A 22,068-nucleotide genomic window follows, 5' to 3' on the forward strand; every position below is an offset into this window, starting at 1 on the left:
CGCTTGCGAAAGATGTAAAAAAGGCCACTTACGTGGCCTTTTTGAAATCATGCAACAGCGTGTTTACCAGATCGTGACGCGCTCTTTTGGCGGCAGATACATCTTGTCGCCTTCCTTGACGCCAAACGCATCGTAGTAGCCCTGCTGATTCATCAAGGTGCCGTTCGCGCGGAACTTGCCTGGCGAGTGAGGATCCGTCTTGACCAGCTGGATCTGCTTGGCTTCACGCATCTTGATGCGCCATACCTGGGCAAAGCCCATGAAGAAGCGCTGGTCGCCGGTCAGGCCGTCGATGACCGGTGCGGTCTTGCCCTTGAGCGAGAGCTTGTACGCCTTGTAGGCAATCGCCACACCGGAGTTGTCGCCGATGTTTTCGCCCAGCGTCAGTTCGCCATTGACCTTGTAGCCGTCCACGGGTGAGTAGGCGCCATACTGGTTGACCAGCATCGCGGTCTTGGCCTTGAACTTGGTGCGGTCTTCGGCGGTCCACCAGTCGCGCAGGTTGCCGTTGCCGTCAAACTGGCTGCCCTGGTCGTCGAAGCCGTGGCTGATTTCGTGGCCAATGACCGCGCCAATGCCGCCGTAGTTGGCTGCGTCGTCCGCGTTCATGTCAAAGAATGGCGGCTGCAAAATCGACGCCGGGAACACGATTTCGTTCAACTGCGGGTTGTAATACGCATTCACGGTCTGCGGCGTCATGCCCCACTCGTCGCGGTCGATTGGTTTGCCCAGCTTGTTCAGGTTGCGGTTGTAGTCAAAGGTGTTCGACCGCATCACGTTACCCACCAGATCGTCACGGGCGACGGTCAGCGCGCTATAGTCCAGCCATTTGTTCGGGTAACCGATCTTGGGTGTGAACTTGGCCAGCTTGTCCTGGGCTTCTTTCTTGGTGGCCGGTCCCATCCAGTCCAGCGTGTCGATGCTTTGACGGAAAGCTTCCAGCAAGTTCTTGACCAGCACTTCCATGCGCGCCTTGCGCTCGGCCGGGAAATACTGCTCCACGTATTGCTTGCCGACGGCTTCGCCCATGGCGCCCTCCACCAGGCCCACGCCGCGTTTCCACACCGGTTCCTGCTCGGTCACGCCGGTGAGGGCGGTGCCGAAGAAGGCAAAGTGGGCATCGCTGAATGGCTTGGACAGGTAACCGGCATAGCTGTTGAGCAGTTGCCATTCCAGATAGGATTTCCAGGTTGCCAGGTCGGTCTTGGCCAGCACCTTGCTGAAGCCAGTCAGATAGCTCGGCTCGCTGACGATGACGTAATCGGTCTTGGCAGAAATGCCGGTCGCTGCCATCGACGCTTTCAGGTCGAAACCCGGGGTCAGGCTGTTCAGCTTGGCCAGGCTCACCTTGTTGTAGCTCTTGACCGGGTCACGCTGCTCGACCTTGGTCCACTGCACCTTGGCCAGTTCGGTTTCCAGTGCCACGATGGCCTTGGCGGCAGCGGCGGCATCCTTGCGGCCCGCCATGCCGAGGATCTCGGCCACGTGTTTTTCGTACTTGGCCTTGATGTCGGCCATCTTTGCGTCATCCGCCTTCAGGTAGTAGTCGGGATCGGGCAGACCCAGGCCGTTCTGGTACACGTGGGCGGCGTAGCGGGTCGAGTCGCGCGCATCTTGCCCAACGTAAACGCCATACGGCGCGGTCACACCGATTTTGGTCAGGTGCGCAAACATGGCTGGCAGCGCCTTCTTGTCGCGCAGGCCGTGGATCTTGGCCAGTTCGGCGCTGAGCGGCTTGAAGCCCAGTTCATCGCGCCGCGCTTCGTCCATATAGCTGGCGTACAGATCGCCCACTTTACGCGCCTGCGAGCCGGCCTTCTGGCTGTCATCTTTTTGCAGCGCTTCGATGATCGAGCGGATTTGCGGCGTGACATCGTCGCGCAGCTTGGCGAAGCTGCCCCAGCTGGCTTTTTCCGCTGGAATTTCAGTGCTCTTGAGCCAGCCGCCATTGGTGTGGACAAACATGTCGTCCTGGGCGCGCACGGCCGGATCGACGTACTGGGTGCTGATGCCGGAAGCGAGGGTGCCTGCGGCGGGAGCGGCGGTCGTGGCGGGAGCAGCGGTGGCCGCTGGTTCCGCGGCGCCGGCGAACGCGGCCATCAGGCTCAGCGTCAGGGTGGAAAGCAAATAACGTTTCACAGTAAGTCCTTGGTAAGGCTGGAAGAAAACGGCTTGTGGCCGCGCTGGGAAAACTACAGTTTCATTTCTAACCTGGCACTCCAGGTGGTGTAAGTGCGCGCCGTCGAACTGGCGCTTTCAAAACCGGTATCGGTCGCCACCACACGGCCGGCCAGGTAATCCTCGTTGCGCAGGTTGTTGGCACCCACGCGCAATTGCGTATTCTGACTGAACTTCCACAAACCGTAAGCATCAAACTGACGCTTGACGCCCGTGCTGGCGCGCTCGGTAGGGCTCACCTGCACCAGTACGGCCGGGGTCCAGTTATAGCTGCCGCCCAGGGTCAGCGGCAGTTTTTTCATGCGGTAATCGGCGCCCACATTGGCGGTCTGTTTGGCTTGCCCGTCAATCCGGTTGTCGGGTCCGGGAATGCCATCCACGCTGGACCAGAAGCGGCTGTAATTGGCGCGCACGTCCATGCTGGGCGCGTTGGGCAGCAAGTCGGCCAGCTGCATTTTTGCTTCCAGCTCAATGCCGCTGGTGCGCGCGCTGCCCACGTTCGACGGGGTGGACAAGTAGCGCGTCTGGCCATTGGCCTGGTAGGTGGTCAAAGCGCGCCGCATCAGGTCGTCGATCTGGCGCACAAAGCCGCTCACGCTGACAATGCCGCTCTTGCCGATGTAATGTTCGTACGCCAGGTCAATGCCCTGCGCCAGTTCCGGCTTCAGATCGGGGTTGCCGCTGCGGTCGGGCCGGGTCGGGCTGTTCGGCTCGCTGAAGCTGGGCGCGGCGATCAAGTCATTGACCTGGGGCGCGCGGTAGCTCTGGGTCAGGCTGGCGCGCAGCTGGTCCTTGTCGTGGCCGGGGATGCGCCACACGGTATGCAGCACCGGGCTCCACACGGCGCTGGTGTTGCGAATGTCGCGCGCGCCACTGGTGGCCGCCGTGCGGATGCCTTCCCAGCGCAAACCCAGGTACACGCCCCACTGCGCGGTGATGTCCCATTCGTCCTGGATATACCCTGCCAGGCGGCGCGTGTCGGCGCTTACATTGTCGCCACTCTGGCCAAAGCGCGACTGGCCGTCGCGCAGGGCCAGCGCATCCTGGGTGCGGTGCAAGGCTTCCAGGTCCCAGCCAGCCGCGAGCTGGTGTCCCTTGCCCATCGAGCGCGTGTACTTGCCGCCGGTCGATGCGCCGGCATTGCGCGAACTGTCCTGGTCGACAAACACACCGTTCAGAGCGCCGTCGGCATCGTATTGATTGCGGCGCGTGTCGTTGCGGCTGCGCCCGCCGCCGAAGCCGAACTTCACGTCCAGTTTGGCGCCATCGTCGAGCTTGTGCAGCCAGTTGCCAAAGCCGCGCAAAAAGGTGGCCGAAGCGCTGCCGTTCGACACTGCCAGGGCGTACTCGGGCGTGCTGGGGCCGGCACGCTGGGTCAGCACCGCGCTGGTGTTGAATTCCGAGCGGTTGGCAAACAGGAAGGGCTGGAAGTTGACCGTGTCGCCATTGGCAAAGCGGTAGGAAAGACGCGGCATCAGCTGCAGGCCGCGGCTGCTGCGGTCCGTGTGGCTGCTGATGGTCTGGTCGCGCACCAGGCTGCCGTCAGGCGTGCTGTCCTGGTACAGGCTGGCGCCCTGCTCCTGCTGGCGGTTGCCCGACAGACCGGCATTGAGCAACCAGGTCAGCGCCCCCTGCTTGCCGGGCATGGTCAGCGACAGGCTGGGGCTGTGCTGTCCTGCCTCGACGCTGTCGGCCACCTTGAGCTGGATATCTTTTTGCTGGTAACCCTCGCGCAGCACGATGTTGATGGTGCCGGCAATGGCCTGGGTGCTGTGTTCGGCCACCGGGCCGCGCATGATCTCGATCCGCTCGACCTGGTCGGGCGCGAGCGACTCCAGCGAAAAACCGGCCGGCGGCCGTTCGCCGTTGACCAGCATCTGGGTGTAGCCATTGCCCATGCCGCGCATGCGCACGCCGCCGCCACCGCGCCCTGGCGGGCCGCCCATGGTCACGCCCGGCAAGCGCTTGAGGATTTCGCCGACATTGCTGTCGCCATTGCGGTCCAGTTCTTCGCGCCCAAAAATCATCTTCGAGGCGGTCGCATTGCGGCGCTGCTCGGTTTCGTTGGCGCGCGCGCCGCTCACGGTAATTTGCGGCACCGGTGCAACAGCGGGCTGCGGCACGGCAACGTCGGCCGGCAAGACGGCCTGACCGGCGGCGCCCGCAGCGACAGGCACGGCCAGGCAGGTGAGAAGGAGCAATCGATTCATGTTTCCAATGCGCAACCCCGCGGAGACGGAGCGAGAGTGGCATTCTAGCTGGCGCCAGCTTGCCCCGGGACAAGCGGCTTCGGCTTTTTTACTTTTCGATACATAAACAGGGCATTTTGCGACAGCAGGTTATGATCATGGGCGTACGCCCCCCCTTTTATTGCAAATCAGAAACTCAACCAGCAGCGACCCGATGGACAAACACTTTTCCCTGTACCTTGACCTGGTGCGCTTTACTGCCGCCGCGCTGGTGGTGCTTTCCCATTACACCCAGCATGGGGTGTTTGGCCCCGCCGTCAAGGCCGCCGGCCACAACCTCGGGCGGGAAGCGGTGATTGTGTTTTTCATCTTGTCCGGTTTCGTGATCGCCTGGAGCGCCGTGGAAAAAGCCCTGACCCTGCGCCAGTACGTGGTGGCACGCGCTGCCCGTATCTATGCGGTGGCGGCGCCGCTGGTGCTGCTGGCGTTTGGCACCGGGCTGCTGGCCATGCATATCGCTGGCGTCAGCGTCGAAAGCGGCTACCAGTTGCTCAAGCCCTGGGTCTACTTGCCAATGCACCTGCTGTTCATGGGCGAACTGTGGACGCTGGCGGAAACGCCGCCCTGGCTGGTGCCCTACTGGTCGCTCGGTTACGAAGTCTGGTACTACGTGCTGTTTGGTGTCGTGTTCTATGGGCGCGGCCGATGGCGCTGGCTCTTGACAGCGCTGGTACTGCTGGTCATGGGACCGAAGTTGTGGCTGCTGTTGCCAGTCTGGCTGGCAGGCGCCTGCCTGTACCGCTACCAAGGCTTACTGGCCATCAGCACGGCGCAGGCGCGCGCCGGTTGCGTGCTCACGCTGGCCGCCCTGCTGGCGTACAAACTGCTGGCGCTGGACGTGGTTTTACGCGAAGCCGGCGTGGCCTTGTGGCCCTTCCCCGGTTTCCCACTGAGCAGCGCCAACCGCTACCTGGCCGATTACCTGGTGGCGGTGCTGATGTATGCACACTTCTGTTTTGCCCGTCAGGCCTGCTTTACCGTGCCGGCCCGGTGGCAGCAGCCCATCCGCGCGCTGGCCGCCTACACTTTTCCCCTGTATCTTGCGCACGGCCTGGTGCTGGGCTGGTGGGAACAGTTTTATGGGGTGGAGACGGGCGGCGCCTTCGACGTCCTGCTGCTGACCGTCTGCATCGGGCTCGCCACGTATGCATGCGGCGTGTTCACGGAGCGCCAGCGTGACTGGCTGCGGCGCCGCTTCGACCGGCCGGCGCCACTGGCGGCCCAGGGCATGGCGTAACAGCGAATTCACCAGGCGCAGCGCGCAGCTGCCAATTTCAGGTTTATACTGGATTCACGCCAACACAGGCGGCATTTATCAAGCAGGTAATCCATGGGTCCCAAACTGAAGAACTCCGGCCTGATCGGCATTGGTGCAATTGCTGGCATTGCCATCTCGATGCAGTTTTCCGCGATCGCGCAAAAACCGGTGGGCCAGGGCATGCCACTGGAAGAATTGCGTCAGCTGGCCGATGTGTATGGCTTGATCAAGTCCGACTATGTTGAACCGGTACAGGACAAAAAGCTGCTCACCGAAGCCATCTCGGGCATGGTTGCCTCGCTCGACCCGCATTCAGCCTACCTGGACCAGAAGGCCTACCGCGAACTGCGCGAAGGCACGGAAGGCAAGTTTGTCGGCCTGGGCATCGAAATCGGCATGAGCGAAGAAGGTTACATCCGCATCGTGGCGCCCATCGAGGATTCCCCCGCCTGGCGCGCTGGCATTCAGGCCGGCGACCTGATCACGCGTGTCGACAACAGCGTGATACAAGGCATGGCCATTGACGAGGCCATCAAAAAAATGCGCGGCGAACCGAATACCAAGGTCACCCTGACGGTCCTGCGCAAGGGCTTGCCGCAGCCCCTGATCGTGAGCATCACCCGCCAGGAAATCATCCAGAAAAGCGTCAAAGGCAAAATCATCGAGCCGGGCTACGCCTGGCTGCGCATTTCACAATTCCAGGAGCCGACCCTGGATGACATGGCGGCCAAGCTGATCGAACTGTATCGCCAGGATCCGCAAATCAAGGGCATGGTGCTCGATCTGCGCAACGATCCGGGCGGCCTGCTGCAAGGCGCCATTGGAGTTTCGGCCGCCTTCCTGGCCAAGGATGTGGAAGTGGTCTCCACCAACGGCCAGCGCACCGACTCGAAAGAGCATTACCTGGGCAACCCCGAATTTTACGCAGCACGCGGCGAGACCGACGCCCTGGCGCGCCTGCCGGCCGCCCTGAAAAACGTGCCGCTGGTGGTGCTGGTCAATTCCGGCTCGGCATCGGCCTCCGAAATTGTCGCTGGCGCCCTGCAGGATTACAAACGCGCCACCATCATTGGCAGTCAGACCTTCGGCAAGGGGTCGGTGCAAACGGTCCGCCAGCTGTCGGGCGATACCGCTGTCAAGCTGACCACCGCGCGCTACTACACGCCGAAGGGCCGCTCCATCCAAGCCAAGGGCATCGTGCCCGATTTCCTGGTCGATGAAACCGCTGAAGGCGATGCCCTGGCCGGCCTGCGCATGCGCGAAGCCGACCTGGAAAAGCATCTGATCAACGACCGCGACAAGGAAGAAACAAAAACCACCAACGACGAGCTGGAAGAGCAGATGCGTCTGGTTGCGGCAGAGCGCAACCGCAAGCCGCTTGAATACGGCAGCGCCAGTGATTTCCAGCTGCAGCAAGCGATCCGCCATCTCAAGGGCCAGCCGATGCAACTGTCCAAGTCCACCAAGGCCAGCCTGGCACATCAGAGCAGGCCAGCCACGCCGTAAAGACACAATGTTGGTTTCCGGCCAGCGCTTTTTGCCCCGCCTTCCTGCCATTGTGTAGAATCAGCCCCACGCGCCGGGCTGCCCCGGCTTATCCTATTTGAAAGTTTTACTATGAAACAAGTCGTCATCAGTGGCACTGGCCTCTTCACGCCGCCCAATTCGATCTCGAACGAAGAACTGGTCGTGGCCTTCAATGCCTACGCCGAGCAATTCAACGTCGACAATGCCGCCGCCATCGCCGCTGGCGAAGTGACGGCACTGGAAGGCTCGAGCGCTGCGTTTATTGAAAAAGCGTCCGGTATCAAATCGCGCTATGTGATGGAGAAGGCGGGGATTCTGGACCCCGCACGCATGACCTCGCGCATTGCCGAACGGGGCGACGAAGAATTGTCGCTACAGGCGGAAATGTGCGTGGCCGCCGCGCACCAGGCGCTGGACCGCGCCGGCCGCAGCGCCGCCGACATTGACATGGTACTGGTCGCTTGCAGCAACATGCAGCGCGCCTACCCGGCCATGGCGGTGGAAGTGCAGGAAGCGCTGGGCATTGATGGCTACGGCTTCGACATGAACGTGGCCTGTTCCTCGGCCACCTTTGGCATTCAGACCGCGGTTGCTGCCGTGCAAAGTGGTCAGGCACGCGCAGTGCTGGTGCTGAATCCGGAAATCACCAGCGGTCATCTGAACTTCCGTGACCGCGACAGCCATTTCATTTTTGGTGATGCCTGCACGGCGATTGTGGTGGAAGCGGCCGACACCGCGCGCAGCACGCACCAGTTCGAAATTCTGGACACCAAGCTCAAGACCAAGTTCTCGAATAACATCCGCAACAACTTTGGCTTCCTGAACCGCTTCGATGAAAATGGCGTGGGCCAGCCGGACAAGCTGTTCCGCCAGCAGGGCCGCAAGGTGTTCAAGGAAGTGTGCCCAATGGCTGCTGAAATGATCAAGGAGACGGTGACCAATGCCGGTCTGCAGATCGAGCAAGTGTCGCGTTACTGGCTGCACCAGGCCAATCTGAACATGAATCTGCTGATCACGCGCATGCTGCTGGGGCGCGATGCCGAGCCGCAGGAAGCGCCGGTGATTCTGGATACCTATGCCAATACGTCATCGGCCGGTTCCATCATCGCCTTCCACAAGTACCAGGACGACATGCCATCCGGTTCGCATGGCGTGATCTGCTCGTTCGGCGCGGGGTACTCGATTGGCTGCGTGGTGGTGCGCAAGAAGTAAAGCAAAACCCCGCAAGCACAAAACAACATCGCCCTCGCGAAGGTGCTGGCGCATGCGCCAGCCCCATACCATGTTACCGAATTCGGACAAGTGGTATGGCCCCCCGCCTTCGCGAGGGCGATGTGCTGGTGGCAGTCAGTCTGCCGCACCAGTTCATGCTGTCACAAAGGTCCGCGGATCAGTGACACGTGCAAAAATTCCCTCTTCCCTTTGCGTCCGGCGCTATCGAGCTGGACTCGCGCCTGCAGGAATTCGACACCATCGCCCTCAACGGCAACCGATTCGCCATAGGGCACATTGCGCTGCCCGGCCGCATCAAGCGTGTGGGCAGCCAGCGCCAGATCGAACCCGCTACGGTCAGCGAGTCGGTGCAGGCGCCGCAACAGCTGCGCCGCCTTCGCATATGCCGCAGACGGCGTAACCACGCCGGAGAAAAGATGAATTCCGCGAATGCGCAATTCGGTGACCACATACTCGCATCCGCCATGCCGGATATGGACCGTTTCACCGTTTGCAAGCGTCAGATTCTCGTCGGCTTCTTGCCCGGAGCGCGCGACAAAACGATGTTTCAGCACGCCCGCTTGCGCACTGCTAAAAGCAGGCTCGGGTTCGGCGCGCACGCAATCGCCGGCGCTGGCGCTTGGCGCGAGCGTGAGACCGCAGAAAAGCAGCAGAACAAATAAATGTGATTTCATCAGGGCAGAATACAACATCGCCGTGCTGACGAGGATGACTGACTGACAGCCAGGGCTGCGAGGTGTTAAATAAACCCGCGTCGCAAAACAACATCGCCCTCGCGCAGGCGGGGGACCATGCTATGTTCCCGAATTCGGAGAAGTGGTATGGGGCTGGCGCATGTGCCAGCACCTTCGCGAGGGCGATGTGTTTGATGATCAAGGTTGAACGACTTGCGAAGCGCCATCCCGGCATGGGTCGCTTTTCAAGTAAAGGCCCCAGGCGATGGCGCAGAAAACCAGCACGCAAACTGCGCCCACCCATCGCATCACAAGCTGACAGCCAGCTCCGCGCCTTCCTTGATGGCGCGCTTGGCATCGAGTTCCGCCGCCAGGGCTGCGCCGCCAATTTTATGGAAGCGCGGTCCGCCCGTGCTGCCTTCCGGCGGCATCAATTCGGTCAGGCTGTCCTGGCCCGCGCAAATGACGACGTGATCAACCGGGATCAGGCGCGCTTCGCCACCCACGGTAACGTGAATGCCTTCATCGTCGATCTTGTCGTAGGCGACACCGGCCATCATCACCACGCCATTACGCGTCAGCGTAGCGCGGTGCACCCAGCCGGACGTTTTGCCCAGGCCCGCACCAAGTTTACTGGTCTTGCGCTGCATGAGGAACAGCTGGCGCACCGGTTCCGGTGCATCCGGTTTAACCAGGCCACCGCTAGTGGTGGCGTTCAAGTCCACGCCCCATTCGCCAGCCCAGGTGGGAATCGGCAGCGGCAAAGGATGGGCAGGATTGTGCAGCAGGTACTCGCCCACATCGAAGCCAATACCGCCTGCGCCAATGATGGCCACGCGCTTGCCGACCGGGACCTTCTTTTGCAGCACATCGATATACGACAGTACCTTCGGGTGATCAATGCCCGGAATCGGCGGCATGCGTACCTTGATGCCGGTGGCGACAATCACGTCGTCATAACCGCCGGCCAGCAACTCGTCGCGCGTGACGCGCTGGCCCAGGCGCAGCTTGACGCCAGTCAGCTCGATCTTCTTGCTGAAGTAGCGGATGGTTTCGTTGAATTCTTCCTTGCCCGGGATTTGCATGGCGATCTTGAATTGGCCACCCACGCTGTCGCTCGAATCGAACAGGGTCACGTCATGGCCGCATTCGGCCGCCACCGTGGCCGCCGACAGGCCCGCCGGACCGGCGCCCACCACCGCCACCTTGCGCTTGACCGCGGCCGGTTTGTAGACCAGTTCCGTTTCGTGGCAGGCGCGCGGGTTGACCAGGCAACTGGCGCGCTTGTTGGAGAAGGTGTGGTCCAGGCAGGCCTGGTTGCAGCCGATGCAGGTATTGATTTCGTCAGCGCGGCCGCTGGCGGCCTTCACGACGAACTGCGAATCAGCCAGGAACGGACGCGCCATCGAGACCATGTCGGCGTCGCCGCGGGCAATGATGTCGTTTGCTTCGAATGGCATGTTGATGCGGTTCGATGCCACCACCGGAATCTTGACTTCGCGCCGCAGACGTCCGGCCACACTGGCAAAGGCCGCGCGCGGCACCGAGGTAACGATGGTCGGCACCCGTGCTTCATGCCACCCAATGCCGGTGTTGAGAATCGTGACGCCGGCTTTTTCCAGCGCGTGCGCCACCGTCAGCACTTCTTCCCAGGTGTTGCCGCCTTCGACCAGGTCCAGCAGCGAGTGGCGATACATGATGATGAAGTCATTGCCCACCGTCTTGCGGATGCGCTTGATGATTTCCACCGGCAGGCGCATGCGGTTCTCGATGCTGCCGCCCCAGCTGTCCTGGCGCAGATTGGTACGCGCGCACAGGAACTGGTTGAGCAGATAGCCTTCGCTGCCCATGACTTCGATGCCGTCGTAGCCGGCCATCTTGGCCAGTTTTGCGCAGCGCGCGTAATCGCGGATGGTCGCTTCAATGCCGCTCTCGGTCAGCGCTTTCGGCTTGAACTTGGAGATCGGCGATTTTTTGCTGGAGGCCGACACCACGAACGGCTGGTAGCCGTAGCGGCCCGAGTGCAGGATCTGCATCAGGATCTTGCCGCCTTCTTCGTGCACCGCACTGGTCACCTTGCGATGATTGAAAATGTCGCCAATGAAGTTCATGGTGCCGCCAAACGGCAGCAGCCAGCCCTGGCGGTTGGGGGAGATGCCGCCAGTGACGATCAGCCCGACCCCGCCCTTGGCGCGCTCGCGGTAGAACGCCGCCAGCTTACCGTAGTTGAAAAAGCGGTCTTCCAGACCGGTGTGCATCGATCCCATGATGACGCGGTTGCGCAGCGTCGTGAAGCCAAGGTCGAGTGGAGCGAGCAGGTGGGGGTAGGTTTGATTTGTCATTCTAGTTATAGGTTTAAGTAACAATGGGCATTAAAGCCTAGTTCTGTAGATGCCGGGTTCTAATTTTGCCGATTGTCATTTTTCGGCACGCGCGTGTCACATTCCTTTTTTATGCCCGATGAGCGTGCTGCGCTTGTCAGCATGCGGGCTTTACCGTAGGCTCGGACACATGATTGCACGCATTCTCCTCTGCTCGGCACTTGTGTTTACGCTACCGGCGCTGGCGGACGAGCCGCGCGCGGACGTGGCCGTCAAGCGCGTCGACCTGGAAGGCGAGCAGGTATTCGATGTGACAGCGCACGGCACGGTCAAGGCTTCACCGGCGGCCGTTTGGAAGATTTTGACCGATTACGAGCGCATGCCCGAATTTGTGCCCGATCTGGAGCGGACCAAGGTCCTGTCGCGGGCGGGCAACCGGGCCACGGTGGAGCAGTTCGGGCGCGCACGCTTTCTGTTTTTCAGCCGCGAGATCCATCTGGTGGTGCAGGTGCTGGAAGAACCATCGAACGCAATCGACATCCATCTTGTCACGGGCGACATGAAAGTCTATCGCTGCCGCTGGGAGATCACGCCGGTGCCGGAAACGGGCGGCACCCGCATTTCTTACGCAGGCAAGATGGTGCCGAAGTTTTACGTGCCCGGCATGCTGGGATCAAACATCGTCCGGCGCGACATCGAACGCATGATGGACGCCGTGCTGGAACGGCTGGACCGTCCCGACGAATAAACTTATACCGTGTAGCTGGCGCTGTCGCGCAGCTCGGCGAAGTTTTCCAGGCTGCCGATCTTGATGGTTACCGGATTGAGGCTCAGCTGCGGCGCCATCGCGCGCCAGGCGAACTGCCACTCATGCTCATTGGCTTCCGCGCTTGACTTGGTAAAGGCCGCCCCCAGTGCGGCGCGCACGCCATACTCCACTGCCCCATCGATGCCCGCCCAGCTGGGCAGGGTGCGCTGCACTGCGCGGTGCAGGCGTTCGCCGAATTCTTCGGTGTTGTGAATGACCAGGCAGCAGTCGGCCGAGTGGACCTCGAACAGCTCTTTGTCCCACACCTGGGAGAACGACAGGGTCAGGCAGTTGTTGGCCGGGACCAGGCGAAACTGGCCGGCGCTGAGCGACAGTTCGAGTTCAGCGCGTGGCGCGTAGCGGTGCAGCGTGGGTGGGCGTTTGTAGTCGTGCATGAGGTACTCGATCTTGAATTAGTTTGTGACAGGGCGCTTGTGACGGCGCGCGCGCACGGCTTTGGACGCGACAAAAATCTCGCGCAGCAGGTAGACGAAGCTGCCGGTCAGGGTGATCATGGCCACCACGAACAGGCCGGCAATATACCGGTCCAGCGGCAAATTGGTGGTATCGCCCAGGAACAGCAACGCAATCACGATGCAGATCGCCAGGCCGCAGGCGGTACTGAGCGCGATGGCAAAATTGATCAGGTGCCAGCGCGCGTACAGCTGGTCCGCCTCGTCCATATAGGGTTCGTGATAGGCGATGTCGAGCCGGTCTTCCAGCACGCGGGTACGGTCGATGATGCGCGCCAGGCGGTTGGTCAGCACCATGAGCATGGTGCCCACGCCTGTCAGCAGGAACACGGGGGCGATCGCCAGCTGGATCACATGGCCAATGTCGCTGATCTGGATATTCATGGCTTGCAGTTATTAGGTGGCTTCGTCAGGCGCTAGTGTAGCAGCCCGACCGGGAAACAGCGCCAAACTGGCGCCGGCGCCGACCCTTACTCGAAGCGGCGCAGGCGCTTGAACTGCTCGGTCGCGGCCACCAGCGCGCGCGCGATCCCGGCTTCCAGTGCTCCGTGTCCTGCATCGGGAATCATTTTCAGCGTCGAGCCGGGCCAGGCCTGGTGCAGGCGGTGGGCCGACAGCGGCGGGCAAATGACATCGTAACGTCCCTGCACAATGACCGCCGGCAGATGGGCGATGGTGGACACATTCTCGAGCAGCTGGTTATCGCTGAAAAAACCCAGGTTGGCCATGTAATGCGACTCAAGCCGGCCCACGCCCAGGTCCAGCGTGTCGTTCGGCGCTTCCTCCGGTTGCGGCATCAGGAACACACGCCGGCCTTCGAAACGGCTCCAGGCGCGCGCGGCAGGCCAATACACATTCGGGTCGTCCGACAGCATGCGCGTGGTGTAGGCCTTGAGCAGGTCGCCCCGTTCGGCTTCGGGAATGGGCGCGGCAAACGCTTCGTACAGCTCCGGGTAGAACCATTGAATGCCGTTGATGAACCAGTCGATTTCGGCCTTGGTACACAGAAAAATACCGCGCAGGACAAAGCCGAGGCAGCGCTCCGGGTGGGCCTGTCCGTAGGCCAGCGCCAGCGTGGAACCCCAGGAGCCGCCAAACACCAGCCACTGCTTGATGCCGAAGCGTTCACGCAGTTTTTCAATGTCTGATACCAGCAGCTGGGTGGTGTTGTTACGCCATTCGCCCAGCGGGGTCGACTTGCCGGCGCCGCGCTGATCGAACAGGATGATGCGGTAGTATGCCGGGTCGAAGAAGCGCCGGTGCTGGGGCGACAGGCCTGCCCCTGGTCCGCCGTGCAAGAACACCACCGGCACGCCATCCGGGTTGCCGACCTCTTCCCAGTAAATGGTATGCATCTGGTCGACTTCGAGCTTGCCGCTGCGGATAGGCGCAATCGGTGGAAACAGGGCGGTCGGGGTCGATGGCATGGTAGTTCTCTTGGTGGCGGAAGCGACGATTGTAGCGTACTAGAAGAAGGTGTTCACGGCGTAGCGTACGCCGTAGTCATCGTCAACGGCCAACAGCAGCGGCCACTTGTCGAAGGTGGTGCACGGGTGCGAAATGCCGCAGCCAACCAGGTCGCCAACCGCCAGGGGATCGTCTTCAGACAGGCGCAGATACGCGTGCTGATCGTTCATCTTGATGATGCTGGCACCTTGCGCCAGCTGGCGTGGCTGGCCGGGCCCGGGACGGTGGGCCAGCAAGGGCGTCGGCAAATCCACGTCGTAGGATGCGTCGCGCTTGCCCATGGTAAGGATGGCCAGTGTCGGCTCCGGGCGCGACTGCACCATGCTCCACACTTCCAGTGCCGGGCGCAGGCCGTCGGCCAGCGATTCGCGCGTATTGAGTTCTTCCAGGTGGCGGTGGTAAAGACCATGGTCGCTGGTCAGATAGCAGCCGCTGCGCAGAATGGGCAGGATCGGCCGGCTGATCGCTGCAAGATCCTGGAAAGCCCGCGCCACCAGGTCGAAGTACGACGACCCGCCGGCCGACAGCAGAATCTGCGCGCCGCCAAACAAGCCTTCGGCATCGCACTGGCGCACCAGCGCCACCAGCTGCGCCAGATAGGCGTCGACCGCTTGCACGTCAGCCGCGCGGTCGTGCGTGACCAGCAAACCCTCGTAGCCTTCGATGCCGGCCAACTGCAGACCGGGTGCAGCCGCAATGGCACGTGCGATCGTCAGCGCTTCTTCTGCCGTGCGGCAGCCGGCGCGCCTGCCGGCAATGCCCAGCTCCACCAGCAGCGGCAAAGGCCGCGCCAACGCGTGCGCCGAAACCGCGCGCGACAGGCGGTCCACACCGTCGACCGAATCGGCCAGCGCATAGAAATCGAAATCGGGATCGTCGTGCATCAGCGCCAGCACACTGGCGATATCCGCGCGCGCCACCAGCTGGTTGGCCAGCAGCACGCGGCGCACGCCGAAGCGATGCGCCACCTGCACTTGCGGCGCGGTCGCCAGCGTCATGCCCCAGGCCCCGTTGGCCAGTTGGGCGCCGAACAGTTGCGGGCACATGGTGGTTTTGCCGTGTGGCGCCAGCACGGCGCCGTGGCGTTCACAAAAGTCGCGCATCCAGTCCAGGTTGTGGCGTAGTGCCGCTGTCTTGAGCACCGCGACCGGGAAACTGGTGTCGGCCTGCAGCACATTCCAGCCCTGGACGCCGATGGCCCCCTGACGCAGCGGCTCGGTAAGCGGCAATCCTTTTACGCCAGGATGCAGCAATTGTTCGTCGAGGCTGGCCAGGGACAGGCCGCCTTTGGGTAGAGTGAACATGGCGGTCTCGCTATTCTTCGTCAGCGAGCAGTTGCTCAAGCCGACGTTGGTGGTTGTTCAAAAAATCGCGGGTGATGGCGTAATGTTCTGTATCTTCGTAAGCCACTTCAGTGATCCCGGTGCCGTCAAACTGCAGGATTTTCGCGTTGGGGTACGAGAGCAGGATCGGCGAATGGGTGGCGATGATGAACTGGCATTCCTGCTGCACCAGCTGATGGATGGCCGAAAGCGCAGCCATCTGGCGGCTGGGGGAGAGAGCCGCTTCGGGTTCATCGAGCAAATACAGTCCCCGCGGACCGAAATCGAGCATCACATCCATGAATGCTTCGCCATGGGAGCGCAAATGCAGAGACGGCTTAGACGGCGGCCCCAACTGGTCGATGTAGGTGAACACGTTGAACAGGCTTTCTGCTCTGAGGAAGTAGGAGTAGGCTGGCTTGCGGAAGCCTCGCACGATTTTCAGATACTGGTGCAGTTGCGACACCTCTTGCTGGTCGCGGTGCACATTGCGCGATCCGCCTTCACTCGGCAGGCCCATTGCAACAGCGATCGCTTCCAGAATGGTCGATTTCCCAGCGCCATTTTCGCCAACGAAAAACGTCACATCCGCGTGGGGAACAATGGTATCCATGTAGCGCACGGCAGGAATCGTGAACGGGTAATCGTCCTCGTCAAACTGCGCGTCGGCGCGGATGGAAATTTCCCGCACATAGGGTTTGGCTTGCATCTCGCTGTTTGCTCCATTCAATAAAACAGGGCGGGAAAGCTCACGCTCGCCCGCCCCGCGTTTGCAGTGACGCGATGCTTACGACATATGCTGCCCGCCATTGATGGCGATATTAGCACCAGTCACAAACGCAGCCTCATCCGACGACAGGTAGGCCACCAGACCCGCCACTTCTTCCGGCTTGCCCAAGCGGGCCATCGGAATTTGCGGAATGATTTTGCTGTCGAGGACGTCCTTCGGAATTTCCATGACCATCTTGGTGCCAATGTAGCCTGGCGAAATGGTGTTGACCGTCACGCCCTTGCGCGCCACTTCCAGCGCCAGCGCCTTGGTGAAACCGTGCATGCCGGCCTTGGCAGCCGAGTAGTTGGTCTGGCCGAAAGCGCCCTTCTGGCCGTTGACCGACGAGATGTTGATGATACGGCCCCAGCCGCGGTCGACCATGCCATCGCACACTGGCTTGGTCATGTTGAACACGGAATCGAGGTTAGTGGCCATGACGGCGTCCCAGTTCGGCTTGTCCATTTTTTTGAAGGTCATGTCGCGCGTGATGCCGGCGTTGTTGACCAGGACGTCGATGGGGCCGACTTCCTTCTCGATTTTGGCCACGCATGCCTGCGCGGAATCGTAATCGGCCACATCGCATTCGTACGCCTTGAAGTCGTAGCCGGCGTCGCGCGTGCCCGCCAGCCAGCCTTCCACTTTCTTGTTACCAGGCGAATACGTTGTGACGACCTTGTAGCCCAAAGCGGCCAGCTTGAAACATACCGCTTCACCCAAACCGCCCATGCCGCCGGTTACCAATGCCACTCTAGCCATTTTGTCTTCTCCTGTTTTTATCTTCAGATGTCCAACTTGTTGCGGGAACGACTTAATCCCGCTCGACTGCCAATGCAACTCCCATGCCACCGCCAATGCACAGACTTGCCAGGCCGCGCTTGGCGTCGCGGCGCACCATCTCGTGCAGCAGCGTGACCAGTACGCGCGCACCGGATGCACCGATTGGGTGCCCCAGCGCAATCGCGCCGCCATTCACGTTGATTTTGCTGGTGTCCCAACCCATTTCGCGGTTGACCGCAATAGCTTGTGCCGCGAAGGCTTCGTTAATTTCCATCAGGTCCACGTCTTCGTGGGTCCAGCCGGCTTTTTTGAGGCACAGCTTGGTGGCGGACACCGGGCCCATGCCCATGATGGTCGGGTCCAGGCCAGCCGACGAGTAGGCCTTGATGCGGGCCAGCGGCTTGAGGCCAAGTTCCTTGGCCTTGGAGGCCGACATCATGATCACGGCGGCAGCGCCATCGTTCAGGCCGGACGCATTGCCGGCAGTGACGGTGCCTTCCTTGTTGAAGGCCGGGCGCAGCGAGGCCAGCGATTCGAGCGTGCTGCCATGCTTGGGATACTCGTCGGTATCGAACACGACCGGGCCTTTTTTGGACGGGATTTCCAACGGGATGATTTCATCCTTGAACTTGCCGGCCTTTTGCGCGGCCTCGGCCTTGAGCTGCGACTGCAGCGCGAATTCGTCTTGCGCAGCGCGCGAGACGTCAAATTTCTTGGCGACGTTTTCGGCGGTAATGCCCATGTGGTACTGGTTATAGACGTCCCACAGGCCATCAACGATCATGGTGTCGGTCAGTTTGGCGTCGCCCATGCGGAAGCCGTCGCGCGAACCATTGAGCACGTGCGGCGCGGCGCTCATGTTTTCCTGGCCGCCCGCGATGATGATGTCGGCGTCGCCGCACTTGATGGCTTGCGCCGCCAGGTGGGTGGCCTTCAGGCCGGAACCGCAGACCTTGCCCACGGTGAAAGCAGGCACCATGTCGGGCAGACCGGCCTTGATGACGGCCTGGCGTGCCGGACCCTGGCCAACGCCGGCGGTGAGCACCTGACCCATGATGACTTCGTTGATGCTGGCCGGATCGAGACCGATCTGTGCGACCAGGTGTTTGATGACGTGCGCGCCCAGTTCGGCGGCGGGAATTTTCGCGAGCGTACCGCCAAATTTGCCTACTGCGGTACGGCCAGCGGCCACGATTACGACGTCTTCCATGTGATTCTCCGATATCTGGCGCAATGGCCAGTGGTTTTAAGTGTGCCGCCGAAGCCGTGAACGCGCTTGCGGAGGCGGTTACAGAGTCAGGTCAGGCCGGCTGCGCGGCCCCGCTGCAGCCCGGGTTAGCCGGTTGCAGCAAAGCTAGCTGTGCGTCTGGACCGGGTGGCGGCCGTGACGCAAGCGAACAAGTGGAAACTTCAGCGGTTGAAAACATGGATCCCTTCATCGGATGATCAGGCTTTGACACCTGTTCGGCGACAAAGTCCGCTATCTTAGTTTTCAGCCCGTCGCTCATGTTTGAGCAAAATCAATCTTATCAGCTTATTCAGGGCAAAGACCCTGCACGCTAGTCGATTTTTCCCAGCAATTAATTCATGTCAGCAACTTGATGCCGTCGAGCGTGCGTGCGCATTGCTCGCGGATCACGCTGACAAAATCGGCCACGTAGGCTTTGTCGGCCAGCGCCGAGGGCACCGAGACAAAGGCGTCACTCCACAGGCCATTGATGCCGACTGGCTTGGCCAGTACGTAGTCGTAGTCGACGTAATTTTTAATGGCCCAGTTAGGCAATGCGGCCACCCCGCGCCGGCTGGCCACCAGCTGCAGGATCGCGACCGTGAGTTCGGCCGTGCGGCGCTCGAACTGCACACCAGCCGGGGCCAGCACTTCACGGATCAGGTCGATACGTTCGGTGGGGACCGGGTAGGTGATCAGGGTTTCGCCTTCGAAATCGACCGCTTCCAGGCGGCGCAGCGTGCTCAGGCGATGCTTCTGCGCCATGACCACCAGGATTTCGAAGCGGAACAAGGGGAACACGGTGAAATCGGGCCCGCAGGCCGAACCGATTACCAGATCGGCCTGGCCGGAGCGCAGCAGCTCCACCGGGTCGCTGTGAAAGCCGGATACCAGATCGATCTCGACTTCCGGCCAGCGGTGGCGGAATTCATCCATGACCGGCATGAGCCAGTCGAAGCAGGTGTGACATTCCAGCGCAACGCGCAGCTGCCCATGGTCGCCCTGCGACAGGCGCGCCACGTCGCGCTCGGCTTGTTCGACGGCAGGCAACACCGTGTCGGCCAATGCCAGCAGGCGCGCGCCCGTGGCCGTGAAGGCAATCGGCATGGACTTTCGTTCAAACAAAGGACCGCCGTAGCGGTCTTCCATCAGCTTGATCTGATGAGACAGCGCCGACTGCGTGAGGTTCAGCAGCTGTGCGGCGCGCACCAGACTGCCGGAGGAATGCAATGCGCTCAGGGTACGGAGATGGCGTAGCTCTAGCATAGTCAATGTATATGAATTTTATTCACGCTATTGCGCAAAAGGTTTCGTTTTGATTATACGACGGTTTGCAGCAAACTTTACATATTGTTCATTACTACCTTATGACACCATGCAAAGCATTCATACCCATACACTCGGCTTCCCCCGCATCGGCGCACGCCGCGAGTTGAAAACCGCTCTTGAAGCGTACTGGCGCGGCGACACAGACGTCAATACGCTGGAGGAAGCCGGCCGCACCCTGCGCGCCCGCCACTGGGCATTGCAGGCGCAAGCCGGCCTCGACCTGGTGACGGTAGGCGACTTTGCCTTTTATGACCAGGTGGCCAACCACATCCAGCTGTTTGGCTGCGAACCGGCGCGCTTCGGCTTTGACGGCACCGAACCGGCCCTGACCCGCTACTTCGCCATGGCGCGCGGCGACCGCGAGCACGACGCGGCCTGCTGCGGCGGCCAGCACAGCGTGCACGCACTCGACATGACCAAGTGGTTTGACACGAACTATCACTATCTGGTGCCGGAGTTTTCAGCCGCCACCGACTTCACGCTGTGCGCCAGCCGTCTGCTGGCCGAAGTGGCAGAAGCGCAAGCGCTTGGGCATGCGGTCAAGGCTGCCCTGATTGGTCCGCTCACCTTCCTGTGGCTGGGCAAGGCAAAAGAAGCGGGTGTCGACCGGCTTGATTTGCTGGAACGCTTGTTGCCGGCCTATTCTCAGCTTCTGACGCAACTCAAGGAGGCCGGCGTGGAATGGGTGCAGATCGATGAACCGATCCTGGGCCTGGATTTGCCACCGGAGTGGCGCAACGCATTTGAGCCTTGCTACTGGCAGCTCAATCAGAGCGGTGCGCGCGTGATGCTGGCCACTTATTTTTCGCCGCTGGAAGAAAATCTCAGCCTGGCCTGCCGGCTGCCGGTGGCCGGCTTGCATGTGGACGGCGTGCGCGCGCGCCAGGAACTGGTCAATGTGTGCGACTGGCTGCCGGTGCCGAAGGTGCTGTCGATCGGCATCGTGGACGGCCGCAATATCTGGCGCACCGATCTGGACCAGGCGTTGAGCGTGCTGCGGCCCTTGCTGGAACGCCGCAATGGCCAGTTGTGGCTGGCCCCCTCGTGCTCGCTGCTGCATGTGCCGTTCAGCGTGGCGGACGAGACCGCGCTCGACCCGGAGCTGGCGTCCTGGCTGGCATTCGCGACCGAAAAGCTCGATGAACTGGCCACCTTGAAAACCGCTCTGCGCGGTGACGACGCCGATGTCGCTCTTGCCACCGCCCGCGCCGCCATCGCCAGCCGCGCCCGCAGCAGCCGCGTCCATAGCGACGAAGTGGCGCAGGCAGTGGCAGCGCTGCCGGCCGACGCCGACCGCCGTCATGCACCGTTCGCCCAGCGCCAGGCAGTGCAGCGCGCGCGCCTGCGCCTGCCCGATTTTCCCACCACGACCATTGGCTCATTCCCGCAAACAGCCGCCATTCGCGCTGCCCGCGCTGCGCTGAAAAGCGGCTCAATCGCGGCGCAGGAGTACGAAGTGGCCATGCGCGCCGAAATCGCGCACGCGGTGGGCCGCCAGGAAGCGCTAGGGCTCGATGTTCTCGTGCACGGCGAGGCCGAGCGCAACGACATGGTCGAGTATTTTGGCGAACAGCTTGACGGCTTTGCCTTCACGCGCTTTGGCTGGGTGCAGTCGTACGGCTCGCGCTGCGTCAAGCCGCCCATTATTTTTGGCGATGTCGCGCGTCCGCGTGCAATGACGGTGGGCTGGACCACGCACGCGCAAAGCTTGTCGCACAAGCCGGTCAAGGGGATGCTGACCGGGCCGGTGACGATTCTGCAATGGAGTTTTGTGCGCGACGATCAGCCGCGCTCCCTGACGGCCCTGCAGATTGCGCTGGCCATGCGTCACGAGGTGGCGGACTTGCAGCAGGCCGGCATTGGCATTATTCAAATTGACGAGCCGGCCCTGCGCGAAGGTTTGCCGCTGCGGCGTGGGCGCTGGGATGAATATCTGAACTGGGCCACGCGCGCGTTTCGCGTTACTGCTGGCGTGGCGGACGATGCGACCCAGATTCATACACATATGTGCTACGCCGAGTTCAACGATATTCTGCCGCAGATTGCCGCGCTTGATGCCGACGTGATTACCATTGAAACCAGCCGCTCAGATATGGAGCTGCTGGATGGCTTTGGCAAGTTCAGTTATCCGAATGAGATCGGGCCGGGCGTGTACGACATTCATTCGCCGCGCGTGCCGGGAGTGGATGAGATGGAGCGTTTGCTGCGCAAGGCGGCGCAGGTGATACCGGCGAAGCATTTGTGGGTGAATCCGGATTGCGGGCTGAAGACGCGCGGGTGGAAGGAGACCGAGGTGGCGTTGACGAATATGGTGGCGGCCGCGCACCGTATGCGCGCGCAGTAGACGTATTCCCAAACCATCGCCCTCGCGAAGGCGGGGGCCCATCCCACTCGTCCGAATTCGGGGAAATGGAATAGGCCCCCGCCTCCGCGAGGGCGATGAGGTGGTAAC

At 61.7% G+C, this 22,068-nt stretch carries 17 protein-coding genes; 5 read left to right on the forward strand and 12 right to left on the reverse strand.

Going from position 1 to position 22,068, the window contains the following annotated elements:
* Positions 1-63: 63 nt before the first annotated feature.
* Both BUC24_RS20100 and BUC24_RS20105 read right to left on the reverse strand, forming a co-directional pair.
* The gene (locus BUC24_RS20100) at positions 64-2,100 is read right to left on the reverse strand and encodes a M13 family metallopeptidase (RefSeq protein WP_178372592.1); all 2,037 of its coding nucleotides are present in this window, start codon (positions 2,098-2,100) and stop codon (positions 64-66) included.
* A 92-nt stretch (positions 2,101-2,192) separates the two neighbouring features.
* Positions 2,193-4,388, reverse strand: coding sequence for a TonB-dependent receptor plug domain-containing protein (locus BUC24_RS20105; RefSeq protein WP_073220876.1), 2,196 nt, complete (start codon positions 4,386-4,388; stop codon positions 2,193-2,195).
* Between the two features lie 193 nt (positions 4,389-4,581).
* On the opposite strand from BUC24_RS20105, the gene BUC24_RS20110 reads away from it, so the two are divergent.
* From BUC24_RS20110 to BUC24_RS20120, 3 genes are all read left to right on the forward strand, one after another.
* Positions 4,582-5,664: an acyltransferase family protein gene (locus BUC24_RS20110; protein WP_073220879.1), complete on the forward strand. Its 1,083-nt coding sequence runs from the start codon at positions 4,582-4,584 to the stop codon at positions 5,662-5,664.
* Between the two features lie 93 nt (positions 5,665-5,757).
* Positions 5,758-7,191: a S41 family peptidase gene (locus BUC24_RS20115; protein WP_073220881.1), complete on the forward strand. Its 1,434-nt coding sequence runs from the start codon at positions 5,758-5,760 to the stop codon at positions 7,189-7,191.
* A 111-nt stretch (positions 7,192-7,302) separates the two neighbouring features.
* On the forward strand, positions 7,303-8,424 hold the full coding sequence (locus BUC24_RS20120; protein ID WP_073220884.1) for a beta-ketoacyl-ACP synthase III: 1,122 nt from the start codon (positions 7,303-7,305) through the stop codon (positions 8,422-8,424).
* A 161-nt stretch (positions 8,425-8,585) separates the two neighbouring features.
* Here the strand turns inward: BUC24_RS20120 and BUC24_RS26740 are convergent, their stop codons facing one another.
* Positions 8,586-9,119, reverse strand: coding sequence for a hypothetical protein (locus BUC24_RS26740; protein ID WP_143167601.1), 534 nt, complete (start codon positions 9,117-9,119; stop codon positions 8,586-8,588).
* Positions 9,120-9,427: 308 nt separating this feature from the next.
* A complete protein-coding gene (locus BUC24_RS20130) occupies positions 9,428-11,461 on the reverse strand; it encodes an NADPH-dependent 2,4-dienoyl-CoA reductase (protein WP_073220890.1) in 2,034 nt (677 codons plus the stop codon).
* A gap of 169 nt (positions 11,462-11,630) precedes the next feature.
* Here BUC24_RS20130 and BUC24_RS20135 point away from each other — a divergent pair, with 169 nt between their 5' ends.
* Complete coding sequence (locus BUC24_RS20135; protein ID WP_229448476.1) at positions 11,631-12,188, forward strand: SRPBCC family protein; 558 nt, start codon at positions 11,631-11,633, stop codon at positions 12,186-12,188.
* A 2-nt stretch (positions 12,189-12,190) separates the two neighbouring features.
* Here the strand turns inward: BUC24_RS20135 and BUC24_RS20140 are convergent, their stop codons facing one another.
* From BUC24_RS20140 to BUC24_RS20175, 8 genes are all read right to left on the reverse strand, one after another.
* Positions 12,191-12,643, reverse strand: a complete 453-nt coding sequence (locus BUC24_RS20140) for a hypothetical protein (protein WP_073220893.1) — start codon at positions 12,641-12,643, stop codon at positions 12,191-12,193.
* Positions 12,644-12,661: 18 nt separating this feature from the next.
* On the reverse strand, positions 12,662-13,105 hold the full coding sequence (locus tag BUC24_RS20145) for a DUF2721 domain-containing protein (protein ID WP_073220896.1): 444 nt from the start codon (positions 13,103-13,105) through the stop codon (positions 12,662-12,664).
* Positions 13,106-13,191: 86 nt separating this feature from the next.
* Positions 13,192-14,148 carry a prolyl aminopeptidase gene (pip, locus tag BUC24_RS20150; RefSeq protein WP_073220899.1) on the reverse strand — a complete coding sequence of 319 codons (957 nt, stop codon included), beginning with the start codon at positions 14,146-14,148 and terminating at the stop codon, positions 13,192-13,194.
* A 39-nt stretch (positions 14,149-14,187) separates the two neighbouring features.
* Positions 14,188-15,492, reverse strand: coding sequence for an amino acid deaminase (locus BUC24_RS20155; RefSeq protein WP_083599049.1), 1,305 nt, complete (start codon positions 15,490-15,492; stop codon positions 14,188-14,190).
* 10 nt (positions 15,493-15,502) lie between these two features.
* On the reverse strand, positions 15,503-16,219 hold the full coding sequence (locus tag BUC24_RS20160) for an AAA family ATPase (protein WP_073220902.1): 717 nt from the start codon (positions 16,217-16,219) through the stop codon (positions 15,503-15,505).
* A gap of 78 nt (positions 16,220-16,297) precedes the next feature.
* Entirely contained in the window at positions 16,298-17,038 is a 741-nt protein-coding gene (phbB, locus tag BUC24_RS20165; protein ID WP_073220905.1) for an acetoacetyl-CoA reductase, read from the reverse strand.
* 52 nt (positions 17,039-17,090) lie between these two features.
* Positions 17,091-18,269: an acetyl-CoA C-acetyltransferase gene (locus tag BUC24_RS20170; protein WP_073220909.1), complete on the reverse strand. Its 1,179-nt coding sequence runs from the start codon at positions 18,267-18,269 to the stop codon at positions 17,091-17,093.
* Positions 18,270-18,644: 375 nt separating this feature from the next.
* Complete coding sequence (locus tag BUC24_RS20175) at positions 18,645-19,553, reverse strand: LysR family transcriptional regulator (RefSeq protein WP_073220912.1); 909 nt, start codon at positions 19,551-19,553, stop codon at positions 18,645-18,647.
* Positions 19,554-19,662: 109 nt separating this feature from the next.
* On the opposite strand from BUC24_RS20175, the gene metE reads away from it, so the two are divergent.
* Complete coding sequence (gene metE / locus BUC24_RS20180) at positions 19,663-21,960, forward strand: 5-methyltetrahydropteroyltriglutamate--homocysteine S-methyltransferase (protein WP_073220915.1); 2,298 nt, start codon at positions 19,663-19,665, stop codon at positions 21,958-21,960.
* Positions 21,961-22,068 lie beyond the last annotated feature (108 nt).

The sequence above is a fragment of the Massilia sp. CF038 genome (assembly GCF_900129765.1).
Taxonomy (GTDB): Bacteria; Pseudomonadota; Gammaproteobacteria; order Burkholderiales; family Burkholderiaceae_D; genus Telluria_A.